Origin of the sequence: Methylobacterium sp. 77 (assembly GCF_000372825.1) — a bacterium.
Classification (GTDB): domain Bacteria; phylum Pseudomonadota; class Alphaproteobacteria; order Rhizobiales; family Beijerinckiaceae; genus Methylobacterium.
The window spans coordinates 1,286,954-1,306,145 of sequence record NZ_KB910516.1 but is presented as its reverse complement, the minus strand read 5'-3'; the positions used below and the strand labels follow the sequence as shown (position 1 = coordinate 1,306,145).

Here is a 19,192-nt window from a genome sequence, read left to right as displayed (position 1 = left end):
TGGGCCGCAGGCGGGCGGTCGGGACGACGCGCCGTGACCCGGTTGCACGATCCGGCGGGATGCCGAGGCGGCGGAGACAGGTTTGACGTATCTCACGCTCGCCCTGAAGGGCATCGCGGGTCTGCTGGTCGCGGGAACGCTGCTGCCGCTGATCGAGACCAATCTCGGCCTCGTCCGGAGCCTGGACTTTCCCCGGCTCCAGATCGCTGTGGCGCTCGCGGCCTGCATCGTCGGCCTGCTGCTGGTCTCCAGGGACACTTCGGACGTGATCCTCGCCATCGCCATGGCGGCGGCGCTGGTCATGCAGGTCCGCTACATCCTGCCTTTCACGCCGCTCGCCGCCACCCAGGCGAAGTCCGCGACATCGTGCGAGCCGGGGGCCCGGCTCAGCCTCGTGGTGCTCAACGTCTTGCAATCGAACCGGGATTTCGGCGCGGCCCTCGATCTCGTCACGCGCCGATCACCCGATATCGTCCTGCTGCTGGAGACCGATTCCGGCTGGCAGGAGGCCATGGCTCCTCTGCGCGCGCTCTACCCGAACCGGGTCGAGCAGCCGCAGGACAACACCTACGGCCTGCTGTTCTACTCGCGCCTGCCCCTGCGCGGCCCCGAAATCCGCTTCCTGCTGCAGGACGACGTGCCGTCGCTGCGCACCGACATCGTGCTGCCGGACGGCGAGACGGCACGGCTCTACGGCCTGCACCCGCGCCCCCCGCATCCCGGCCAGAGCAGCGCACCGCGTGACGCCGAACTCGTGATCGTCGCCCGCGAGGTCGCGCAGGGCCGGGGACCGACCATCGTCGCCGGCGATCTCAACGACGTGGCCTGGTCGCGCACGACCCAGCTGTTCCAGAGCATCAGCGGCCTGCTCGACCCGCGCCAGGGCCGCGGCCTGTTCGCGACCTTCCACGCGCAATGGCCGGTGATGCGCTGGCCCCTCGACCACGTCTTCTTCAGCGAGCACTTCCTCCTCGCCGGAATGGAGCGGCTGCCCGGCGTCGGCTCCGACCATTTCCCGATCGCGGTCAGCCTCTGCGCCGCGCCGCACGCTCCCGCCCGGCAGGAGAAGCCGACGGCCACCGCCGAGGATCATCGCGACGCGCAGGAGGCGATCGAAGCCGCGCGCTGAGGGGGTTCCCGCATGGTGCGGGGAGGGGTGTCGACACGGGCCCTCTCCGGTTCCAGATTGCCCTCAGGTCCGTACTGCGACGCCGCCCCTGGTCCACGCCGCCTTCGGGCTGGACCGGTGATGCGACGGTGCCAAGACCGCTCCGGGTTCAGGACGAGACGCCATGGCGCACGACCACGATCACCACGACGACCATTCCGGCCACGCGCATGGCAGCACCCTCTCGCCCATCGAGGCGCGGGTGAAGGCGCTGGAATCGCTCCTTCTCGAGAAGGGCTATGTCGAGGCGGACGCCCTCGATGCGCTCGTCGAGATGTACGAGACCCGCGTCGGCCCCCATAACGGCGCCCGTGTCGTCGCCCGCGCCTGGACCGATCCGGCGTATCGCGAGCGGCTCCTGGCCGATGCGACCCCGGCCATCGCCGAACTCGGCATCGGCGGACGCGGCGGCGAGCACATGGTGGTGGTGGCCAACACGCCGAATGTTCACAACCTCGTCGTCTGCACCCTGTGCTCCTGCTATCCCTGGCCGGTGCTGGGCCTGCCGCCGGTCTGGTACAAGGCGCCGCCCTACCGTGCCCGCGCCGTGATCGACCCGCGCGGCGTGCTGTCCGAGTTCGGCCTGAACCTTCCCGAGACGACCCGCATCACCGTGTGGGATTCCACCGCCGAGACCCGGTTCATGGTTCTGCCCCTGCGGCCCGCCGGCACGGATTCCTTGAACGAGGCCGAACTCGCCGCCCTGGTGACGCGCGATTGCATGATCGGCATCGGGCTGCCGCTCGCCCCGGAGACGGGCCGGTGAACGGCGCGCAGGATCTCGGCGGAGCCCACGGCTTCGGTCCCGTCATGGCGGAGGCGAACGAGCCGGTCTTCCACGCGGCATGGGAGCGGCGCGTCTTCGCCCTCGCCCTCGCTATGGGCTATACCGGGACCTGGACCCTGGATGGCAGCCGCGCCGCGCGCGAAGCGCTGCCGCCGGCCGAATACCTCGCGTCGAGCTATTACGAGATCTGGCTCGCGGCCCTCGAATCCCAACTCCTATCCAGCGGGCTCGCCACGCGAGAGGAGATCGCCAGCGGCGTGAGCGGGGAACCGGCAAGACCGGTGACGCGGGTGCTCCATGCCGAGGAGATCCCGCCCCGCTTCTCGGCGGGCTTCCCGAGCGACCGGCCGGCGCCGGCACCCGCGCTCTTCCGCCCGGGCGACACCATCCTGACCCGCAACGACCACCCGACGGGCCATACCCGCCTGCCGCGCTACGTCCGCGGGCGGCGCGGCGTCATCGAGCGGGTCCACGGCGCTTTCGTCCTGCCCGATGCCAGCGCAATCGGCCGGGATGCCCCGCCGCAATGGCTCTACACGGTGGGTTTCGAGGCCGCCGACCTGTGGGGCGCGAGCGCCGATCCCGGCGGGCGCGTCACGGTGGCCGCCTTCGAAGGCTACCTGTTGCCGGAGGCGTCACGATGAGCGCCGGCTGCCGGCTCGACGATCCGGGGCCGTTCGCGGAGCCGTGGGAGGCGCAGGTCTTCGCCCTGGTCGTCGCCCTGCAGGAGCGCGGCCTGTTCACGCAAGGCGATTGGGCGCGGGCCCTCGGGCGCACCATCCGGCCGCATGGCGAGCCGGAGGCGGCGGCCGATTACGGACGTTGGCTCGCGACCCTGGAGACATTGCTCGCCGAGCGTGGTGTCGCCGATCCGTCGAGCCTGCAGGCACGCAGCGACGCCTTCCTCCGGGCCGCCGCCGCGACCCCGCACGGCGAGGCGATCCTGCTGGCGAACGATCCGCGTCCTTCCTCCTGAAAAGTCTCGCGATCGCTTGCATCGCGTCCCGGCTCTGGCGGATAGGGCGTCGGCGGGGCATCCTGTGACATCCCCTTATTCCTGAGAACGGACACGACCATGGCAACGCCGCGCGACCTCAAGGTCCAGATGGCCGGCGAGACCCGCGCCCGCGAACGGGCGCAGGCCCTGGCCTCGGCGAGTTCCACCCGCGCTCAGCGCGCCGAGCTCGCTCTCAAGGAAGCTCTGGCGGAACGGGATGCCTGGAAGGAGAGGGCGCTCGCGGCGGAAGCGACCCTCGGCGAGAGCAAGACCTGAATCCCAATACCTGAATCCCAAGGCCTGAATCCGGGGCGCGGCCTCCTCGCGCTTGAGGTGGCAGGCCCGACCCGCTAACCCTTGTCGTGCGGGCCGAAGACCTGCGGGCCGGAGACCGGCCTCCCACGAGACAGGCCGCCCGTGCGCGAAACGCTCACCCCGTTGCCGGAACCAGACCTACCCGGAGCACGACCACCGCCCCGCGTGAGCAAGAAGAGCCGCCTGCGGACCTACTTCCTCACCGGCATCATCGTCGCCGGGCCACTGGCGATCACGATCTACATCACCTGGTGGTTCATCAGCCTCATCGATGGCTGGGTGAAGCCGCTGGTGCCGGCGAGCTACCTGCCGGACCATTACCTGCCCTTCTCGATTCCGGGCCTCGGCCTCGTCATCGCCTTCGTGGCGGTGACCCTGCTCGGCTTCCTCACGGCCAACCTCGTCGGCCGCAGCGTGGTGGAATTCGGAGAGGTGCTGCTGGCCCGCACCCCGGTGATCTCGGGCCTCTACAAGGGCCTGCGACAGATCTTCGAGACGCTGTTCTCGGCCAACGGCACGTCGTTCCGCACCGTCGGGCTGGTGGAATTCCCGGTGAAGGGGACGTGGTCGGTGGTGTTCGTCTCAGCACCCGCCGGCCCCGACGTGCAGACCGCCCTGGGCGAGGAGAACGACCATGTGGGCGTGTTTCTGCCCTGCGCGCCCAATCCCACCACCGGGTTCTTCTTCTACCTGCCGCGGGCGGACATCATCGAAGTGCCCATGAGCATCGACGACGCGGCCAAGCTCGTGATGTCGGCGGGGGTGATTCAGCCGGAAGACCCGCAGGTCAGGCTCCAGGCCATGGCGGCGTCGATCCGCTCGGCCCAAGGGGGAGCCAACCATTCCACGGAGGACGATGCGCTGCTGCAAGCCTCGTCCCGTCGCCAGGACAAACTCGTCGCGACCGGGAAGGTCGTCGAGAAGTCGGTCTGACCTGTCGCCCCGAAAAGCGTGCTTCGCCTTTCGGGGTCTCAAAGTCGACGTGGTCTAGTTATGGACCATCAGCGCCGCCTTTTCGACGGGAAGCGTCGGAGGCGAGGCGTCGGCGACGTGGTTGGTCGCGCGAGGAGCGACGACGGAGCCGCCCCAGCCCGTGGCGACCTGGGCGGTCACGGCCACGAGAAGCAGGGCCATCAGCGCGTTCGCGGCAATCCGGAAAGGACGGGCGGATCGGCGCACGGCGAGAAGCACATCCTCGGTCGTCCGCGCCACGGGCTCCTGGCCATCGGAGATCGGAAGCAGCCAGGGCTCGCTCGGAAGAGCATAGGCACTCCCCATTTCGTGGGCGCCCGGCAGGTTTTGGAACAGTCCGGCCGACATATCCATCCTCCTGAAATCTGTGTGGCAGCCCAGTCTGGCGGGCCGTTCGTTCATGTTCAGTTAAGGGGAGAATACGTTCATTTCAAGTTCAGGAAGTCCTTGCGGCATCGCACAACCGCACGGCATGGCAGTGGCTGTATCCATTCCAAGACATTGAAATTACTCGGCTTTCTTGCTTGCTGCGACTGCGGCACGATGGCTTCGGGAGGCGGAGTGCGCAGGCGCTGCGCCATCCCGATTCGTCGCTTTTGCGGCACCGCGTTCATGTTTGGACTCGGATTCGTTCAGCCGGCGAATCACCTCATCCCGCCCCAAGCAGCCGGATCGCGGCGTCGCGCTCGAACAGGTAGAGCAGCACCCGCAGGGCCTTGCCGCGCTCGGATTTGAGGCCGGGATCGCGCTCGACGATGAGCCGGGCATCGTCGCGGGCGACGTCCAGCAAGCTTCCATCGCTCTCGAGGCTCGCGAGCCGGAAGGCGGCCACGCCCGATTGGCGTGTGCCCAGCACCTCGCCCTCGCCGCGCAGGCGCAGATCCTCCTCGGCGATGCGAAACCCGTCCTCGGTCTCGCGCATCATCTCGAGGCGGGCCCGCGAGACCTGTCCCAGCGGACCGCGATAGAGCAGCAGGCAGGTCGAGGCCTTGGCGCCGCGCCCGACCCGTCCGCGCAGCTGGTGCAGCTGGGCGAGACCGAACCGCTCGGCATGCTCGATCACCATGATCGTCGCCTCGGGCACATCGACGCCGACCTCCACCACCGTGGTCGAGACCAGGATGCGCGTCTCGCCGGCGGCGAACCGCTCCATCGCGGCGTCCTTGTCCGGCCCCGGCATCTTGCCGTGGATCAGGCCCACGGCATCGCCGAATTCCTGCCGCAGGTCGGCGAACCTGTCCTCGGCGGCGGCGAGGTCGACATATTCCGATTCCGCCACCAGGGGGCAGATCCAGTAGACCCTGTCCCCGGCGGCGAGCGCCCGGCCCAAACCCGCCACCACTTCGTCCAGGCGATCGACGGAGACGAGGCGGGTGGTGATGGCCTGCCGCCCGGCCGGTTTCTCGTCGAGGACGGAGACGTCCATGTCGCCAAAACAGGTGAGCGCCAGGGTGCGCGGGATCGGCGTCGCGGTCATCACCAGGATGTCCACCGCCGCCCCCTTGGCGCCCAGAGCAAGGCGCTGGTGGACGCCGAAGCGGTGCTGCTCGTCCACCACGGCGACGCCGAGATCCTTGAAGATCACGCTGTCCTGGAACAGGGCGTGGGTGCCGACCACGATGTCGATATGGCCGTCGGCGAGGTCGGCGAGGGTGGCGCGGCGCTCGGAGACCTTGTCGCGCCCGGTCAGGAGGCGCAGGCGCAATGCGCCGACGAGCCCGGTCAGGCGCTCGAAATGCTGGCGCGCCAGGATCTCGGTGGGCGCCATCAGGGCGGCCTGACGCCCGACTTCCACCGCCGAGGCCATGGCCAGCAGCGCCACCGCCGTCTTGCCGGAACCGACATCGCCCTGGAGCAGGCGCAGCATGCGTCGGTCGGAGGCGAGGTCGGCGCGGATCTCGGCGACGGCACGGTTCTGCGCGCCCGTGAGCGCGAAGGGCAGGGCGGCCTCGATCCGGTCCTTGAGATGCCCGTCCCCGGCATTAGCCCGGCCGGGCGCCCTGCGGTTGCGCGCCCGCGTCAGGGCGAGCGCCAGTTGCGAGGCGAGAAGCTCGTCATAGGCGAGGCGGCGGCGGGCGGGTGTGCGGGGTACGATGCCGTCGCCGGAGGGCGCGGGCGGCGCGTTCTCGGGACGGTGTTCGGCCCTCAGCGCGTCGGCGAAGCCCGGCAGCCCTTCCCGCGCGAGCCAGGCCGGGTCCTGCCATTCCGGCAGGATCGGCAGGCGGTCGAGGGCGGAATGCGCGAGTTTCGAGATCGCCCGCGAGGTCAGGCCCTCGGTGGCGCCGTAGACGAGTTCCACGGCGGGGAGGGCGGCGAGCCCGGCCTCGTCGACGATCCGCGACGGATGCACCATCTGGCGATGCCCGTCCCACAGATCGATCCGGCCCGAAATATAGCGGTGTGCGCCGAGCGGCAGCATCTTCTCCACGCGGGCCTGCGGCATGCCGAAGAAGACGAGGGTGATGTCGCCGGTGCCGTCCTCCACCAGGACCCGGAAGGGACGCCGCCCCGCCCCGGCCTGTGGCGGGCGATAGCCGGTCACCGTGACGCCGAGCGTCACCGGCTCGCCCGGTGGTGCCTCGGCGATGGAACCCATCATCGTGCGCGCCACCCCGCCCTGGGGCAGGTGGAACAGGAGGTCGACGATCCGCGCGGGCTGCTCCGGCGTGCCGAGCAGCCGCTCGATCAACGGCGCCATCTTCGGCCCGACGCCGGGCAGGGATTGCGCCGGAGCGAAGAGCGGATCGAGGATACTGGGGCGCAGGGGTGTCGGGCGGGATTCGTCTGTCATGCAAAGCCGGTTGAGCCGCGCGAACGGGCATGGTGATGCCACCGCGCGGGTCTATATAGACGACAGCGCAGGCCTTTGCCGCCATCAAGGTGCGGGGCCGCGAACAGGATTCACGGATCCTGAGACCACATGATCCCAGGATCGCAGCATCACAGGCTGACCCCATGTCCGGAACCACCCGCACCAGCGCCGACCTGTCGCCGCGCCGGCGCCGCACCCTCTTCCGCGCCTGGCATCGCGGCATGCGCGAGATGGACCTGATCATGGGCCGTTTCGCCGATGCCGAGATCGGCACGCTGACCGAGACGGAACTCGACACGTTCGAGCTCCTGATCGAGGTGCCCGACCGCGACCTGTTCCGCTGGCTCACCGGCGAGGACGAGACCCCGGAGAACTACGACACGCCGGTATACCGGCGCCTCAAGTCGTTCCATAAGCACGACGCGCCGATTCACTAGCGCCGGAACCTGCCCTTTTCCTGACGTCGTTTCGGGACGCCGAAGGCGAGCCCGGAATCCAGATCCGCAGGACGTGAACGCCGGGGCGCCGTCCGAGGATTTGGATTCCGGGCTCGGCTATCTGGCCGCGACATGACGGAGCGCCATGATTCCGGACGGGTTATCGGCTCCAGGCGGGTCATCGCCTCCTTCCAGCACGAGTTCGCAAACCCAGATCCGATGGCAAAGTCCCAATCCACCAAGCCCCAGCCCGCGGTGCCCGCCCCGAAGCCGCAGACGGCGCGGTTCGCGCTGCCGAAATCCGGTGCGCTCGCCCGCGCCCTGGAGGCGCTGAAGCGCGGCGACAGCCCGACGCTGGCCAACGTGCCCGAAGGGTTCGACGCCGTCGTGGTGGCGGATCTCGCCCGCGCGCTGTCCCGCAGCTTCGAGGGGCCGGCCGTGCTGGTCCACGTCGCGCGCGATTCCGGGCGCTCGAACGCGTTCCAGAACGCGCTGAGTTTCGTCGCCCCCGAGATCGAGCTGATGAGCGTGCCGGCCTGGGATTGCCAGCCCTACGACCGGGTCTCGCCGAACTCCGCCATCGCCGCCCAGCGGATGACGGCCCTGTCGCGGCTCTCGCGCTCGCGCTCGTCGGAGGAGCGGCCGCGCATCCTCTGCACCACGGTGAACGCCCTGATCCAGCGCGTGCCGCCGAAGACCCATATCGCGGTGGAGACGTTCTCGGCCGCGATCGGCAACGTCGTGCCGATGGAGACCGTCACCGCTTGGGTCGAGGCCAACGGGTTCCTGCGCACGGGGACGGTGCGGGATACCGGCGAATACGCGGTGCGCGGCGGCATTCTCGATCTGTCGCCGCCCGGCCTGCCGAACCCGATCCGCCTGGACTTCTTCGGCGACACCCTCGAATCGATCCGCGCCTTCGACCCAGAGACCCAGCGCACCGTCGGATCCCTGCGCTCCCTCGACCTCGTTCCCATGAGCGAGGTTCAATTGACCACCGAGACGATCCGGCGCTTCCGCCAGGGCTACATCTCCACCTTCGGCGCGGCGACCCGCGACGACCGGCTCTACGAGACGATCAGCGAAGGGCGGCGCTATGCCGGCGTTGAGCATTGGATGCCGCTGTTCTACGACCATCTCGACACCCTGTTCGACTACGTCCCCGGCGTGCCGCTGATCTTCGACGCACAGGCCGAGGAGGCCGTCGCCGAGCGCCTCTCCCTGATCCGCGACTATTACGACGCCCGCGCCGAGGCGATGAAGGCGCCGTCCCCCGGCGTCGCGCCCTACAAGCCGCTCCGGCCCTCGTCGCTCTACCTGACCCAGAACGACTGGAAGGAGCGGGTCGCCGCCTCGTCCGTCGCGCGGCTCTCACCCTTCTCCGTCCCCGAAAGCCCGGAGCGCCTGACGATCGATTGCGAGGGCAAGGCGGGCCGCACCTTCGCCGCCGAGCGCGCCGACGAGACGGCCAGCGTGTTCGACGCCGCGGTCGCCCATGTGAAGGAGCTGCAGGGATCCGGTCATCACGTGATCCTTGGATCCTGGTCCGACGGCTCGCGTGACCGGCTATGCGGCGTGCTGGCCGATCACGGCTTGAAGAAGCCGATCGCCATCAACACCCTCACGGCGGTGAACGCCCTCAAACGCGGCACCGACGTCGCGGTGGCGGTGTGGGGCCTCGATGCCGGCTTTACCGTCGACAAGCTCGCGGTGATCTCGGAAGGCGACATCCTCGGCGACCGGCTGGTGCGCCAGAAGCGCAAGTCGAAGCGGCCACAGGACATCATCCTTGAGGTCCAAGCCCTGCAGCCCGGCGATCTCGTGGTCCATGCCGATCACGGCATCGGCCGCTTCATCGGCCTCAAGACGGTGACGGCGGCGGGCGCGCCGCACGATTGCCTGGAGATCCAGTATGCCGGCGGCCTGCTGCTGCTGCCGGTGGAGAATATCGAGCTTCTGACCCGCTACGGCTCCGAGGATGCCGAAGTCGCGCTCGACCGCCTCGGCGGCGGTGCCTGGCAGGCCCGCAAGGCCAAGATGAAGAAGCGCATCCTCGAGATGGCCGGCCAGCTCATCAAGATCGCGGCCGAGCGTTTCGTACGCCAGGCGCCCCGCCTCCAGGCACCGGAGGGCCTCTACGGCGAATTCGCCGCCCGTTTCGTCTTCGAGGAGACCGAGGACCAGGCCACCGCCATCGACGCCGTCCTCTCCGACCTCAATGCCGGCCGTCCCATGGACCGCCTGGTCTGCGGCGATGTCGGATTCGGCAAGACCGAGGTGGCGCTGCGCGCCGCCTTCGCCGGCGCCATGGGCGGCAAGCAGGTGGCGGTGGTGGTGCCCACCACGCTGCTGGCGCGCCAGCATTTTCGGACGTTCGCCGAGCGCTTCAAGGGATTGCCCGTCCAGGTGGCGCAGCTCTCGCGCTTCGTCTCGGCGGCCGACATGAAGCAGAACCGGGCCGGGCTCGCCGCCGGCACCGTCGATATCGTCGTCGGCACGCATGCCCTGCTCGCCAAGAACGTGGCGTTCAAGGATCTCGGCCTCATCATCGTCGACGAGGAGCAGCATTTCGGCGTGGCCCACAAGGAGCGCCTCAAGGCGCTCCAGGCCGACGTGCACGTCCTCACTTTGTCGGCGACGCCGATTCCGCGCACGCTCCAGCTCGCCATGACCGGGGTGCGCGAACTCTCGATCATCGCGACGCCGCCGGTGGATCGTCTGGCGGTGCGCACCTTCGTGATCCCGTTCGATGCGTTGATGATCCGCGAGGCCCTGCTGCGCGAGCGCTATCGCGGCGGCCAGTCCTTCTACGTGGTGCCGCGAATCGAGGATCTGGCGGAAGTGAAGCGCTTCCTCGACCAGGAAATGCCGGAGACCAAGGTCGCGGTGGCCCATGGCCAGATGGCGGCGGGCCAGCTGGAGGACGTGATGACGGCGTTCTACGAGGGCAAGTTCGACGTGCTGCTCTCCACCACCATCGTCGAATCCGGGCTCGACATCCCCACCGCCAACACCCTCATCGTGCACCGGGCCGACATGTTCGGCCTCGCCCAGCTCTACCAGCTGCGCGGCCGCGTCGGGCGCGCCAAGGCCCGCGCCTACGCCCTGTTCACCACACCGGCCAACAAGCAGCTCACCGTGCAGGCGGAGAAGCGCCTCCAGGTGCTCCAGACCCTCGACACGCTGGGCGCCGGCTTCCAGCTCGCTTCCCACGATCTCGACATCCGCGGCGCCGGCAACCTGCTCGGCGATGCCCAGTCCGGCCACATCAAGGAGGTCGGCTACGAGCTCTATCAGCAGATGCTGGAGGATGCCGTCACTGCGCTCAAGGCCGGTATCGAGGAGCCGGTGGAGGAGGCCTGGTCGCCCACCATCGCGCTCGGAGCACCGGTCACGATCCCGGAGGATTACGTCGAGGACCTCACCGTCCGCCTCGGCCTCTACCGCCGGCTCTCGACCCTCGAGAACGATGCCGAGATGGAGAGCTTCGGTGCCGAACTCATCGACCGGTTCGGGCCGCTGCCGCCCGAGGTGGAGCAGCTCCTCAAGATCGTCACGATCAAGATCCTGTGCCGCGACACCAACGTGGAGAAGGTCGAGGCCGGCCCGAAGGGTGTCGTCGTCCATTTCCGCGACAAGTCGTTCGCCAATCCCCAGGGGCTGGTCGCCTTCGTCGGGGGGCAGGCCTCCTTCGCCAAGGTGCGGCCGGACATGAGCATCGTGTTCATCCGCGAACTCGATTCCATCCCCGCGCGCCTGAAGATCACGACCTCGATCCTGCGCGAATTGTCCAAGATCGCCCGCGCCAAGAAGGCGGCCTGACGCGGGACGGACGAGCGGCCCGGCTCCCGGCAAAGGAAGGGCTCGATGCGGCTCGCCTCTTAGAGGTCAACATCGAAAAAGGCGGGCCTGCCGGCCCGCCTTCGGATGGAATCATCGATTTATTTCAACGGCCTGCGGCGCGTGTCTCGAGCGCTGGATCTAGAGATCCGGCTGGTTCAGGACATAGGGTCCGATGCGGCTCTGCAGGTCGATCGCCGAACCGCCACCACGCCCCGTCCGTCCATCGATGACAATGACGGGGATGCCGGCATGCTGCATCTGCTCGCGCAGGCGCTCCGAGAGCATGGCATAGGCCGGGTCGAGGCGGGACGAGGTCTGGAGAAGGATGGCCGCGGGACGGGCGATGACGGCGAGGACGTCGTCGGCAGCCTCGAGCGAAGCGGTGACGCTCGCGTAACCCAGCTCAGCGAGCTCGGCGGCGAGGGAGTGATCGATGGCGCGGTGACCATCATCGACGACCAGCACTTGTTGCAGCGCACTCATGACTATCAGGGTTAGCCCATCGATCGTCCCTTGGGAAGGGACCCGTGCGATAACACACGTGAACGCCGTTGGTTCGCCGGCGACATGATGAAAACTATCCTGACGCCGAGCCGATGAGCCGGGGCTGAACGCGGGCATCGGACAGCCTTCATCCCTCACTCGGAAAATGAGGATCAGGCCTCAACCCTATCCAGATGAAGGAGAAATTATTTTTCTTCTGGCCAGACGGACCGGCGCTCGGCAACTCGCTCCCGCCCGGGCTCGACAGCGGTGGATGTCGGGCGAAACCTGACCTTGTCCCGATCAGCGGCGGGCGATTCCGGTTGCTCGGCCGGCAAATATCGTCACGGCGAAAGCCGAGACGTCCCAGAGATCGGCGGCTTTTTCCGGCGGAATGCCGCGTTGCAAAGGGCTCGCCTTACTGGCGTGGCCCCGGAATGCGAATCGCCCATCCTCGCCCCGGACGATGTCCAGGAGGGTCGGAAACGGCGCCGGCGGATGAGGGTCCGCGAGGAGATGGGCGAGATCCCCGTCGGCCCGCGAGATCGTGAGAAGCGCCGTCTCGTCGAAGGCCAGGACGTCGACCACCCATCTCGGGCCACGGCCGGCATCCGGCGTGAGCAACCGGGCGGGCAGGCGAGTCGGCAAGCGGTGGGCGAGGGTGATCGAGTGGAGCCCGTCGGGACAGCGGCTCGCAGCCAGATTGCGCTCCAGGGCGGCCGGCACGACGAGATGGGTGGGTCCCGGCAGGGCCAGCGCCTCGGCGAGGCGAACGGCATCGAACGGGCCGAGCATCTCCAGGCCGGCCCCGGCCACCAGAGCGGCGCCGAGGCCGGTGACGAGGCCTCGCAGATCCGCCGGCGCGAGAAGGCTCAGAATGCGCTCGCCCGGCGCGATCCGGGTCGTGGCGAGGTGGACGGCGATGGCGGCGATCAGGGCATCCGCGGGACGATAGATCGGCCGGGCCGGATCGCCGGCGGCGAAGGTGACGAGGCCTGCACTGCCCGGCGCGAACGGGCCGCCGCGCCCGTCGAGGACCATGCCGTCGAGGCTGATGACGCCATCGGGCACGTCCGGCCCGAAGGCCGCGAGGTAGCGCAGGCCGAAATAGCGGAATGCCGCGCGGCACAGGCATTCGGCCGGCAGCATTCCGGCGACGCGCGACTGGGTGAGGACCGCCTGGATGCCGGCGGCCTGGATGCCGGCGACGAGGGTATCCTCGTCCCATGCCAGGGGCAGGAGGCAGGGAATGTGGCCGGCGGCTTCGATGGCGAGGTAGGACAGCAGGGTCTCGGATCCGGGCGCGGCGACGAGGCCGACCCGGCTCGCCGGAGGCAGACGCCACTGCTTCAGGCCATTGGCGAGGCGTGCGACGATCTCGGCCGCCGCCCCATAGGTCCAGGTGATGGGTCTGCGGCCGGACCAGCCGGCCTTGTCGGCCGGATCGACGAAGGCGATTCGGGCTGGATCGGCATGGGCGGTCGCCGCGAGCAACGCGCAGAGGCCGGGACGGATCGTCTCCGGCCGTCGACCGGGCAGGGCGGGCCGGTCCGCGGGCACGGCGTCGCGAAAGGATATGATCGCTGGCTGCGCCGACACCTCCGCCTCAACTCCCCGCGCGCATCGACTCCTCGTGCCCTTCGGTCATGAAGCGTTAGGGTTAAACCTTGCTTAAGCGTGCCCCTGCGGGAGAGGCCATTCGAGGGCGGTCGCGACCTCGCGGACGGCACAGGTGTCATGTCTTCGCCGCATTCCGCAGGGAAGCAGGCCGCCCGGTCGTTCGAGCGGGTTCGAGGCGTTGAGCGCCCCGTTCAGTACCTTCGCAGGCCGGTTTGGCCGTCTAAGGTTCAGGAGCGGGTGATTTGCGCGCGCCGAGGGCTTGACCGCGCGGACCAGGGCGGCGAGGGCTCGACCGAACGCCGTCCGCGGGTTTCGATCCGCACCATCGAGTTCAGGAAACGTCCTGCGGAGATTGAGAGCCGCAGCATTCGTTTGTCATGATGATATCCAAGGGGTCAGAGCTGATGTTCTTTGCCAACCGTCCCGCGCGCCCGATGCGCGCTGCCGCGATCCTCGCCCTGGCCGGCATGATGGGCAGTGCGGGCTTGGCGGCACCGGCCCTCGCCCAGGCCCCGAAGGGCAAGGCCGCGGCTCCGACCGCGCCCGCCCCGGCGGCACCGACCAGCCCGACCCCGGCCGCACAGCAGCCGGCCGGCCCGCAGATCGTCAACGTGAAGTCCGAGCCGTCGCAGGCCGACTGGACCAAGGTCTGCGGCAAGGACCAGAACACCAGCACCGACGTCTGCTACACCACCCGCGACTTCGTCTCCGACCAGGGCCAGCCGGTCCTCGCGGTGGCCGTCTACGACATGAAGAACGCCCAGCAGAGCGTGCGCGTCGTGCGCTACCTGTTGCCGCTCGGCCTGTTGCTCAGCCCCGGCATCCGCTTCACCGTCGACGGTCAGCAGGCGACGCCCGGCAAGTTCGCGGTGTGCTTCCCCAACGGCTGCTTCGCCGAGGCCGGCAATGTCGGCAACGACCTCGTGAACGCGCTGAAGAAGGGCACCACCCTCAACATCAGCGTCCAGAACCAGGCCCAGCGCGAGGTCACCTTCGCCGTGCCGCTGACCGGTTTCGGCAAGGCCTTCGACGGCCCGGCCGTGGACCCGAAGGTGCTGGAAGAGCAGCAGAAGAAGCTCCAGGCCGAGCTCGAGAAGCGCAGCGAAGACATGCGCAAGAACCTCGAGAAGCAGAACGCCGCCGGCGCTGCCACCGCCCCGGCCACAGGAGCGGCTCCGAAGCCCTGATACCGGGTTTCGGACACGATCACGCAGACGAGAAAGGCCGGGCATGATGCCCGGCCTTTTTTCATTCGCGCCGCCGATGACGGAGAACCGCGTCGCGATCAGTTCGCGTGCGCGCTCCGCAGCCGGTAGGCGCCATCCGAATCCTGCTCGAACACGTCCGAGATGCCGGCATGGCGCAGGGCCTCGCCGGACGTGTCGGGGACGAGGTTCTGCTCGGAGACGTAGGCCACGTACTCGCTCTCCGCGTTCTCGGCGAGGAGGTGGTAGAACGGCTGGTCCTTGCGCGGCCGGACCTCCTCGGGAATCGCCAGCCACCATTCCTCGGTGTTGTCGAAGATCGGGTCCACGTCGAAGACGACGCCGCGGAACCGGTAGATCCGGTGGCGCACCACGGCGCCGAGGCCGAACTTGGCGGTCCGCGTCTTGGATTCGGTGGGAAGAAGATCGGTCATGGCGTCAAAATAGGATGCGTCGGGCAGCTTGTCATCGGCGACGTCGACGACAACGGAGCGATGCCGCGCGACCGGAACCATCGATGTCCGATCGCGCGGCTTGCTTCACCTCAGGCCGAAGGCCTCACTTCAGACCGTAGGTCTTGGCCAGTTCCGGGTCCTTCTCGGCCACCAGCTTGGCGAGATCGACGATGACCTTGGCCTGCTTCCAGGTGGCGTCGTCCTGCATCTTGCCGTCGAGCATCACCGCGCCGGTCCCGTCGGGCATGGCCTCGACGATGCGCACGGCGAAGGCGACTTCCGCCGGATCGGGGGCGAAGACGCGCTTGGCGATGGCGACCTGGTTCGGGTGCAGGGTCCAGGCACCGGCGCAGCCCATCAGGAAGGCGTTGCGGAACTGGGCCTCGCAGGCATCCCCGTCCGAGAAGTCGCCGAACGGGCCGTAGAAGGCCTTGAGGCCGTTGGCCATGCAGGCATCGACCATTTTCGCGATGGTGTAGTGCCAGAGGTCCTGCTGGGCGCTCGCGCGGGCGGCGCCGTCCGAGGTCGGGTCGGCGATGACCCGGTAATCCGGGTGGCCGCCGCCGACGCGGGTGGTCTTCATGCCGCGCGAGGCGGCGAGATCGGCGGGGCCGAGGCTCATGCCGTGCATGCGCGGCGAGGCCGAGGCGATGGCATCGACATTGGCGACGCCCTCGGCGGTCTCGAGGATGGCGTGGACCAGGATCGGCTTCGACACGCCGTGCCGGGCCTCGAGCTGGGCCAGGAGCTGGTCGATGTAGTGGATGTCCCACGGGCCTTCGACCTTGGGCACCATCACCACGTCGAGCTTGTCCCCGACCTGGGACACGATCTCGAACAGGTCGTCGAGAATCCAGGGCGAGTTGAGGGCGTTGATGCGGGTCCACAATCCGGTGCCGGAGGCAGCGAAATCGGTCGCCTGCGCCATGGCGACGAAGCCCTTGCGGGCCGCCTCCTTCTGGTCGACCGGCACCGCGTCCTCGAGGTTGCCGAGCACCACGTCCACGGTGGCGGCGAGCTCCGGCACGCGGGCGCGGACCTTGTCGTTATGCGGCGGGACGAAATGGATCATCCGCTCGAGCTTCACCGGCAGATCACGGAACGGGGCCGGCGCGCCTGTGGCGAGCGGCTGGAAGAAGCGACGCGGCAATTTCATCGGGTCTCGGGCTCCGGCTCTCAGATGTCGGCGGGTTGTTACGAGCGGTCTCCGATCCGGCCGGATCGGACATCGCTCCGCGTTTTCGTCCTGTCGCGCACTCCTGCCGACGAACCGGCATCCACTTCGTCGGAAAGCGCGTCCGCGTCGAAGCGGTTAGTCAAGGTTACCCCCGACGTAAAGGCGGGTTTTTGGAGAAGAACGCTTTCCCAACGACGTGCGCTGGCGCATGTTCAACGCGGTGACACGGTGAGCGGGTCGGAACCGGCCGGTAGACGCCGGGTTCTCGCAGCAGAGGCGGGCGTTTCGAGACTTTCCAAGGACACTGTACCATGTCCGGATCATCCACCCGACACGGTCTTCTCTACGCTGCCGGCATGGTCGCCATGCTCGGCATCGCCCTGCCGGTCGAAGCCGCCCCCTCCCATGCGGGCGCACAGGCGAAATCCGCACCCGCCAAATCATCGACGGCCAAATCATCGACGGCCAAGCCAGCAGCGCCCCAGGCATCGGCGGCCAGATCGACCGAGCGCGTGGCGTACACGGCTGGTGACGCGGCCGAGGCCCGCCCCGACGGCCTGACGGGCCATCTCCGGATCGCGGCCGACGACACGAGGGCGTTCCAGAGCCTCATCGACGGGGCGAGCGCCGCATCCGATCCGTGGCTGGTCCTGTCCGGCGGCGGCGAGAACGGCGCCTTCGCCGCCGGTCTCCTCAACGGCTGGTCGAAAGCCGGCAACCGGCCCGATTTCGGGATCGTCACCGGGGTGAGCACCGGGGCGATGATCGCGCCCTTCGCCTTCCTCGGCTCCAGCGCCGATGCGACCCTGGCCCGCGCCTATACCGAAATCTCCGCCGCCGACGTGTTCGAATTCGGCGGCACCAACGAGGCTCTCACCGATACCTGGCCGCTCAAGCGCCGGATCGAGCGGATGGTGACGGGCAAGCTCCTCGCCGACATCGCCGCCGAGCATGCCAAGGGACGGCGGCTGCTGGTCGCCACCACGGCGGTGGACAGCGAGCGCCCGGTCCTGTGGGACATGGGCGCCATAGCCTCTGAAGCCAGCCCCAAGGCGCTCGACCTGTTCCGCTCGATCATCCTCGCATCCTCGGCGGTGCCGGGCGTGTTCCCGCCGGTGATGATCGACGCGGTCGGTGCGGACGGGAAGCATTTCCAGGAGATGCACGCGGATGGCGGCACCACGGCGCCGTTCTACCTGGCGCCGGAGGCGGCGATCCTCGGCAAGGCCAAGGTGAGGCTGCCGACGAGCACGGTCTACCTCGTCGTCAACAACACGGTGGCGCCGGACTTCCAGATGGCCACACGCACGACCCTGAGCGTGCTCGGCCGCGCGATGTCCGCCGCGATCAAGGCGCAGACCCGCGCGGCCCTGGCCCTGACGGAGCGCTTCGCCGAGCGCAACAGCCTCGATCTCGACGTGGCGCAGATCGACAACCGGTTCACGCGCACCACTTCGGCGCCCTTCGACCAGGATTACATGAAGGCCCTGTTCGCCCATGGCGAGAGCCTTGGGCGCGACGGCACCGCCTTCAGCCGGGGGACGCCCGCCGCCTCGATCCCCACCGGATCGACGGGCGACCGCTTCGGCGGGACGGAGACGCCGACGAGTCTCGCCCGGCGCTGATCGTCACCATGTCGGGGCAGATGCCTACCGCATCAGGGATGGGGCGCCGAGGCGCGGCAGCACGCCCTCGCGCATGACCATGCGGCGCAGGGGCCCGATCGTCGTCATGGCAAGAAGGCCGAGGCCGCGCAGGGCGTCGACGGGCACGAGGGTGGTGAGCAGGCTGCGGTTGAGGGTATCCACCGCCGCCGTGCGCAGGCGGGCATCCAGCGACCGCGACCGCGCGAAACCGGACAACGCGTTGCGCGAGCCCGGATCGCGTCCGTCCGACGTCGCAGCCAAAACGGCATCGCGAAGGGCCGCCGCGTCGCGCAGGCCGAGGTTGAGCCCCTGCGCGCCGATGGGCGGGAAGGCATGCGCCGCCTCGCCGATGAGCGCGATGCGAGGCCCGACCGGGGAGGCGACGGACAGGCCGCGCATGGGAACGAGCCCGCGCGGCCCATCGATGCGCAGGGCGCCGAGCATGGACTGGGCCTGGGCCTCGATGGCGCCGGCGAGATCGGTATCGGGCAGTTCGGAGAGGCGCCGCGCCGCCCCCGCGCCGGTGACCCAGACGAGGCTGGAGCGATGCCCGCCGGGGAGGGGGACCAGGGTGAACGGTCCCTGCCGGGTATGGAACTCGGTGGAGACGTCCCGGTGCGGGCGTTCATGGGCCAGCAGCGTGGTGATGGCGGCCTGCGGGTAGGACCAGTCCTTGGTGGCGATGCCGGCCTGCTCGCGCATGCGCGAACGGGCCCCGTCCGCGCCGACGACGAGGCGCGCGGCGACGCTCTGGCCGTCCTCCAGGCCGATCCGGGCCTCGTCGGCATCCCGCTCGAGCCCGCTGGCGTCACTCTCGAACAGGGTCAGGCCGGGAACCGAGCGGGCCTGCGCGCGCAGGGATTCCACGAGGCGCGCGCTCTCCACGTTCCAGCCGAACGCGTCGAGGCCGATCTCGGTGGACACGAACCGGGCCGGCGGCGGGCGGAACAGGCTGCCGGTGTCGTCGACGATATGGAGTTCGGCGAGCGGCGCGGCGTGCGGCGCCACCTCCGCCCAGGCGCCCAGCGCGCGGAGGAAACGCACCGACCCATCGAGGAGCGCGACCGTGCGCCCATCGGCGACGGGGGCATGGCGGCCGACCAGGGCGGTGGCGATGCCCTCGCGCGCCAGAGCCAGGGCGAGACCGAGTCCGGCCGCACCTGCGCCCACGACGGCCACGTCGAAACGGGGAGGGGACGAAACCATGCATCGCTCCTCGGCGAGGGGCGCCCTCACCAGACCAGTCGAAGCGGCACAGAACCGGGCCGCTGCCGT

General features: G+C 69.1%; 17 protein-coding genes. 10 read left to right on the top strand and 7 right to left on the bottom strand.

The window, feature by feature from the left end; genetic code table 11:
• Window positions 1-82: 82 nt before the first annotated feature.
• From A3OK_RS0106165 to A3OK_RS0106140, 6 genes are all read left to right on the top strand, one after another.
• Window positions 83-1,129, top strand: a complete 1,047-nt coding sequence (locus A3OK_RS0106165; protein ID WP_019904069.1) for an endonuclease/exonuclease/phosphatase family protein — start codon at window positions 83-85, stop codon at window positions 1,127-1,129.
• A gap of 163 nt (window positions 1,130-1,292) precedes the next feature.
• Window positions 1,293-1,934: a nitrile hydratase subunit alpha gene (gene nthA / locus A3OK_RS0106160; protein WP_019904068.1), complete on the top strand. Its 642-nt coding sequence runs from the start codon at window positions 1,293-1,295 to the stop codon at window positions 1,932-1,934.
• Window positions 1,931-2,599 (top strand): nitrile hydratase subunit beta, encoded by a 669-nt coding sequence (nthB, locus tag A3OK_RS0106155; RefSeq protein WP_019904067.1) that lies wholly within the window; start codon window positions 1,931-1,933, stop codon window positions 2,597-2,599. The genes nthA and nthB overlap by 4 nt, the downstream gene beginning before the upstream one ends.
• On the top strand, window positions 2,596-2,931 hold the full coding sequence (locus A3OK_RS0106150) for a nitrile hydratase accessory protein (protein ID WP_019904066.1): 336 nt from the start codon (window positions 2,596-2,598) through the stop codon (window positions 2,929-2,931). The genes nthB and A3OK_RS0106150 overlap by 4 nt, the downstream gene beginning before the upstream one ends.
• Before the next feature lie 99 nt (window positions 2,932-3,030).
• Complete coding sequence (locus A3OK_RS0106145; protein WP_019904065.1) at window positions 3,031-3,228, top strand: hypothetical protein; 198 nt, start codon at window positions 3,031-3,033, stop codon at window positions 3,226-3,228.
• A 141-nt stretch (window positions 3,229-3,369) separates the two neighbouring features.
• Window positions 3,370-4,200, top strand: coding sequence for a DUF502 domain-containing protein (locus tag A3OK_RS0106140; RefSeq protein ID WP_081631158.1), 831 nt, complete (start codon window positions 3,370-3,372; stop codon window positions 4,198-4,200).
• 54 nt (window positions 4,201-4,254) lie between these two features.
• Here A3OK_RS0106140 and A3OK_RS0106135 read toward each other — a convergent pair whose 3' ends face one another.
• On the bottom strand, window positions 4,255-4,587 hold the full coding sequence (locus A3OK_RS0106135) for a hypothetical protein (RefSeq protein ID WP_019904063.1): 333 nt from the start codon (window positions 4,585-4,587) through the stop codon (window positions 4,255-4,257).
• Between the two features lie 301 nt (window positions 4,588-4,888).
• Window positions 4,889-7,030 (bottom strand): ATP-dependent DNA helicase RecG, encoded by a 2,142-nt coding sequence (gene recG, locus A3OK_RS0106130; protein WP_019904062.1) that lies wholly within the window; start codon window positions 7,028-7,030, stop codon window positions 4,889-4,891.
• A gap of 164 nt (window positions 7,031-7,194) precedes the next feature.
• Between recG and A3OK_RS0106125 the strand changes: the two genes are divergently transcribed.
• Window positions 7,195-7,488, top strand: coding sequence for a succinate dehydrogenase assembly factor 2 (locus A3OK_RS0106125; RefSeq protein WP_019904061.1), 294 nt, complete (start codon window positions 7,195-7,197; stop codon window positions 7,486-7,488).
• Between the two features lie 219 nt (window positions 7,489-7,707).
• A complete protein-coding gene (mfd, locus tag A3OK_RS0106120) occupies window positions 7,708-11,310 on the top strand; it encodes a transcription-repair coupling factor (protein ID WP_026596986.1) in 3,603 nt (1,200 codons plus the stop codon).
• 159 nt (window positions 11,311-11,469) lie between these two features.
• Here mfd and A3OK_RS0106115 read toward each other — a convergent pair whose 3' ends face one another.
• A complete protein-coding gene (locus A3OK_RS0106115) occupies window positions 11,470-11,814 on the bottom strand; it encodes a hypothetical protein (RefSeq protein ID WP_019904059.1) in 345 nt (114 codons plus the stop codon).
• Window positions 11,815-12,117: 303 nt separating this feature from the next.
• Entirely contained in the window at window positions 12,118-13,413 is a 1,296-nt protein-coding gene (locus tag A3OK_RS0106110; protein WP_019904058.1) for an AMP-binding protein, read from the bottom strand.
• A 425-nt stretch (window positions 13,414-13,838) separates the two neighbouring features.
• On the opposite strand from A3OK_RS0106110, the gene A3OK_RS0106105 reads away from it, so the two are divergent.
• The gene (locus A3OK_RS0106105; RefSeq protein WP_019904057.1) at window positions 13,839-14,621 is read left to right on the top strand and encodes an invasion associated locus B family protein; all 783 of its coding nucleotides are present in this window, start codon (window positions 13,839-13,841) and stop codon (window positions 14,619-14,621) included.
• 98 nt (window positions 14,622-14,719) lie between these two features.
• Here A3OK_RS0106105 and hspQ read toward each other — a convergent pair whose 3' ends face one another.
• Window positions 14,720-15,073, bottom strand: coding sequence for a heat shock protein HspQ (gene hspQ, locus A3OK_RS0106100; protein WP_026596985.1), 354 nt, complete (start codon window positions 15,071-15,073; stop codon window positions 14,720-14,722).
• A gap of 124 nt (window positions 15,074-15,197) precedes the next feature.
• Window positions 15,198-16,250 carry a CoA ester lyase gene (locus tag A3OK_RS0106095; RefSeq protein WP_019904055.1) on the bottom strand — a complete coding sequence of 351 codons (1,053 nt, stop codon included), beginning with the start codon at window positions 16,248-16,250 and terminating at the stop codon, window positions 15,198-15,200.
• A gap of 332 nt (window positions 16,251-16,582) precedes the next feature.
• On the opposite strand from A3OK_RS0106095, the gene A3OK_RS0106090 reads away from it, so the two are divergent.
• The gene (locus A3OK_RS0106090; RefSeq protein ID WP_019904054.1) at window positions 16,583-17,896 is read left to right on the top strand and encodes a patatin-like phospholipase family protein; all 1,314 of its coding nucleotides are present in this window, start codon (window positions 16,583-16,585) and stop codon (window positions 17,894-17,896) included.
• A gap of 24 nt (window positions 17,897-17,920) precedes the next feature.
• Here A3OK_RS0106090 and A3OK_RS0106085 read toward each other — a convergent pair whose 3' ends face one another.
• Window positions 17,921-19,123: an FAD-dependent monooxygenase gene (locus A3OK_RS0106085; RefSeq protein ID WP_019904053.1), complete on the bottom strand. Its 1,203-nt coding sequence runs from the start codon at window positions 19,121-19,123 to the stop codon at window positions 17,921-17,923.
• Between the last annotated feature and the right edge of the window lie 69 nt (window positions 19,124-19,192).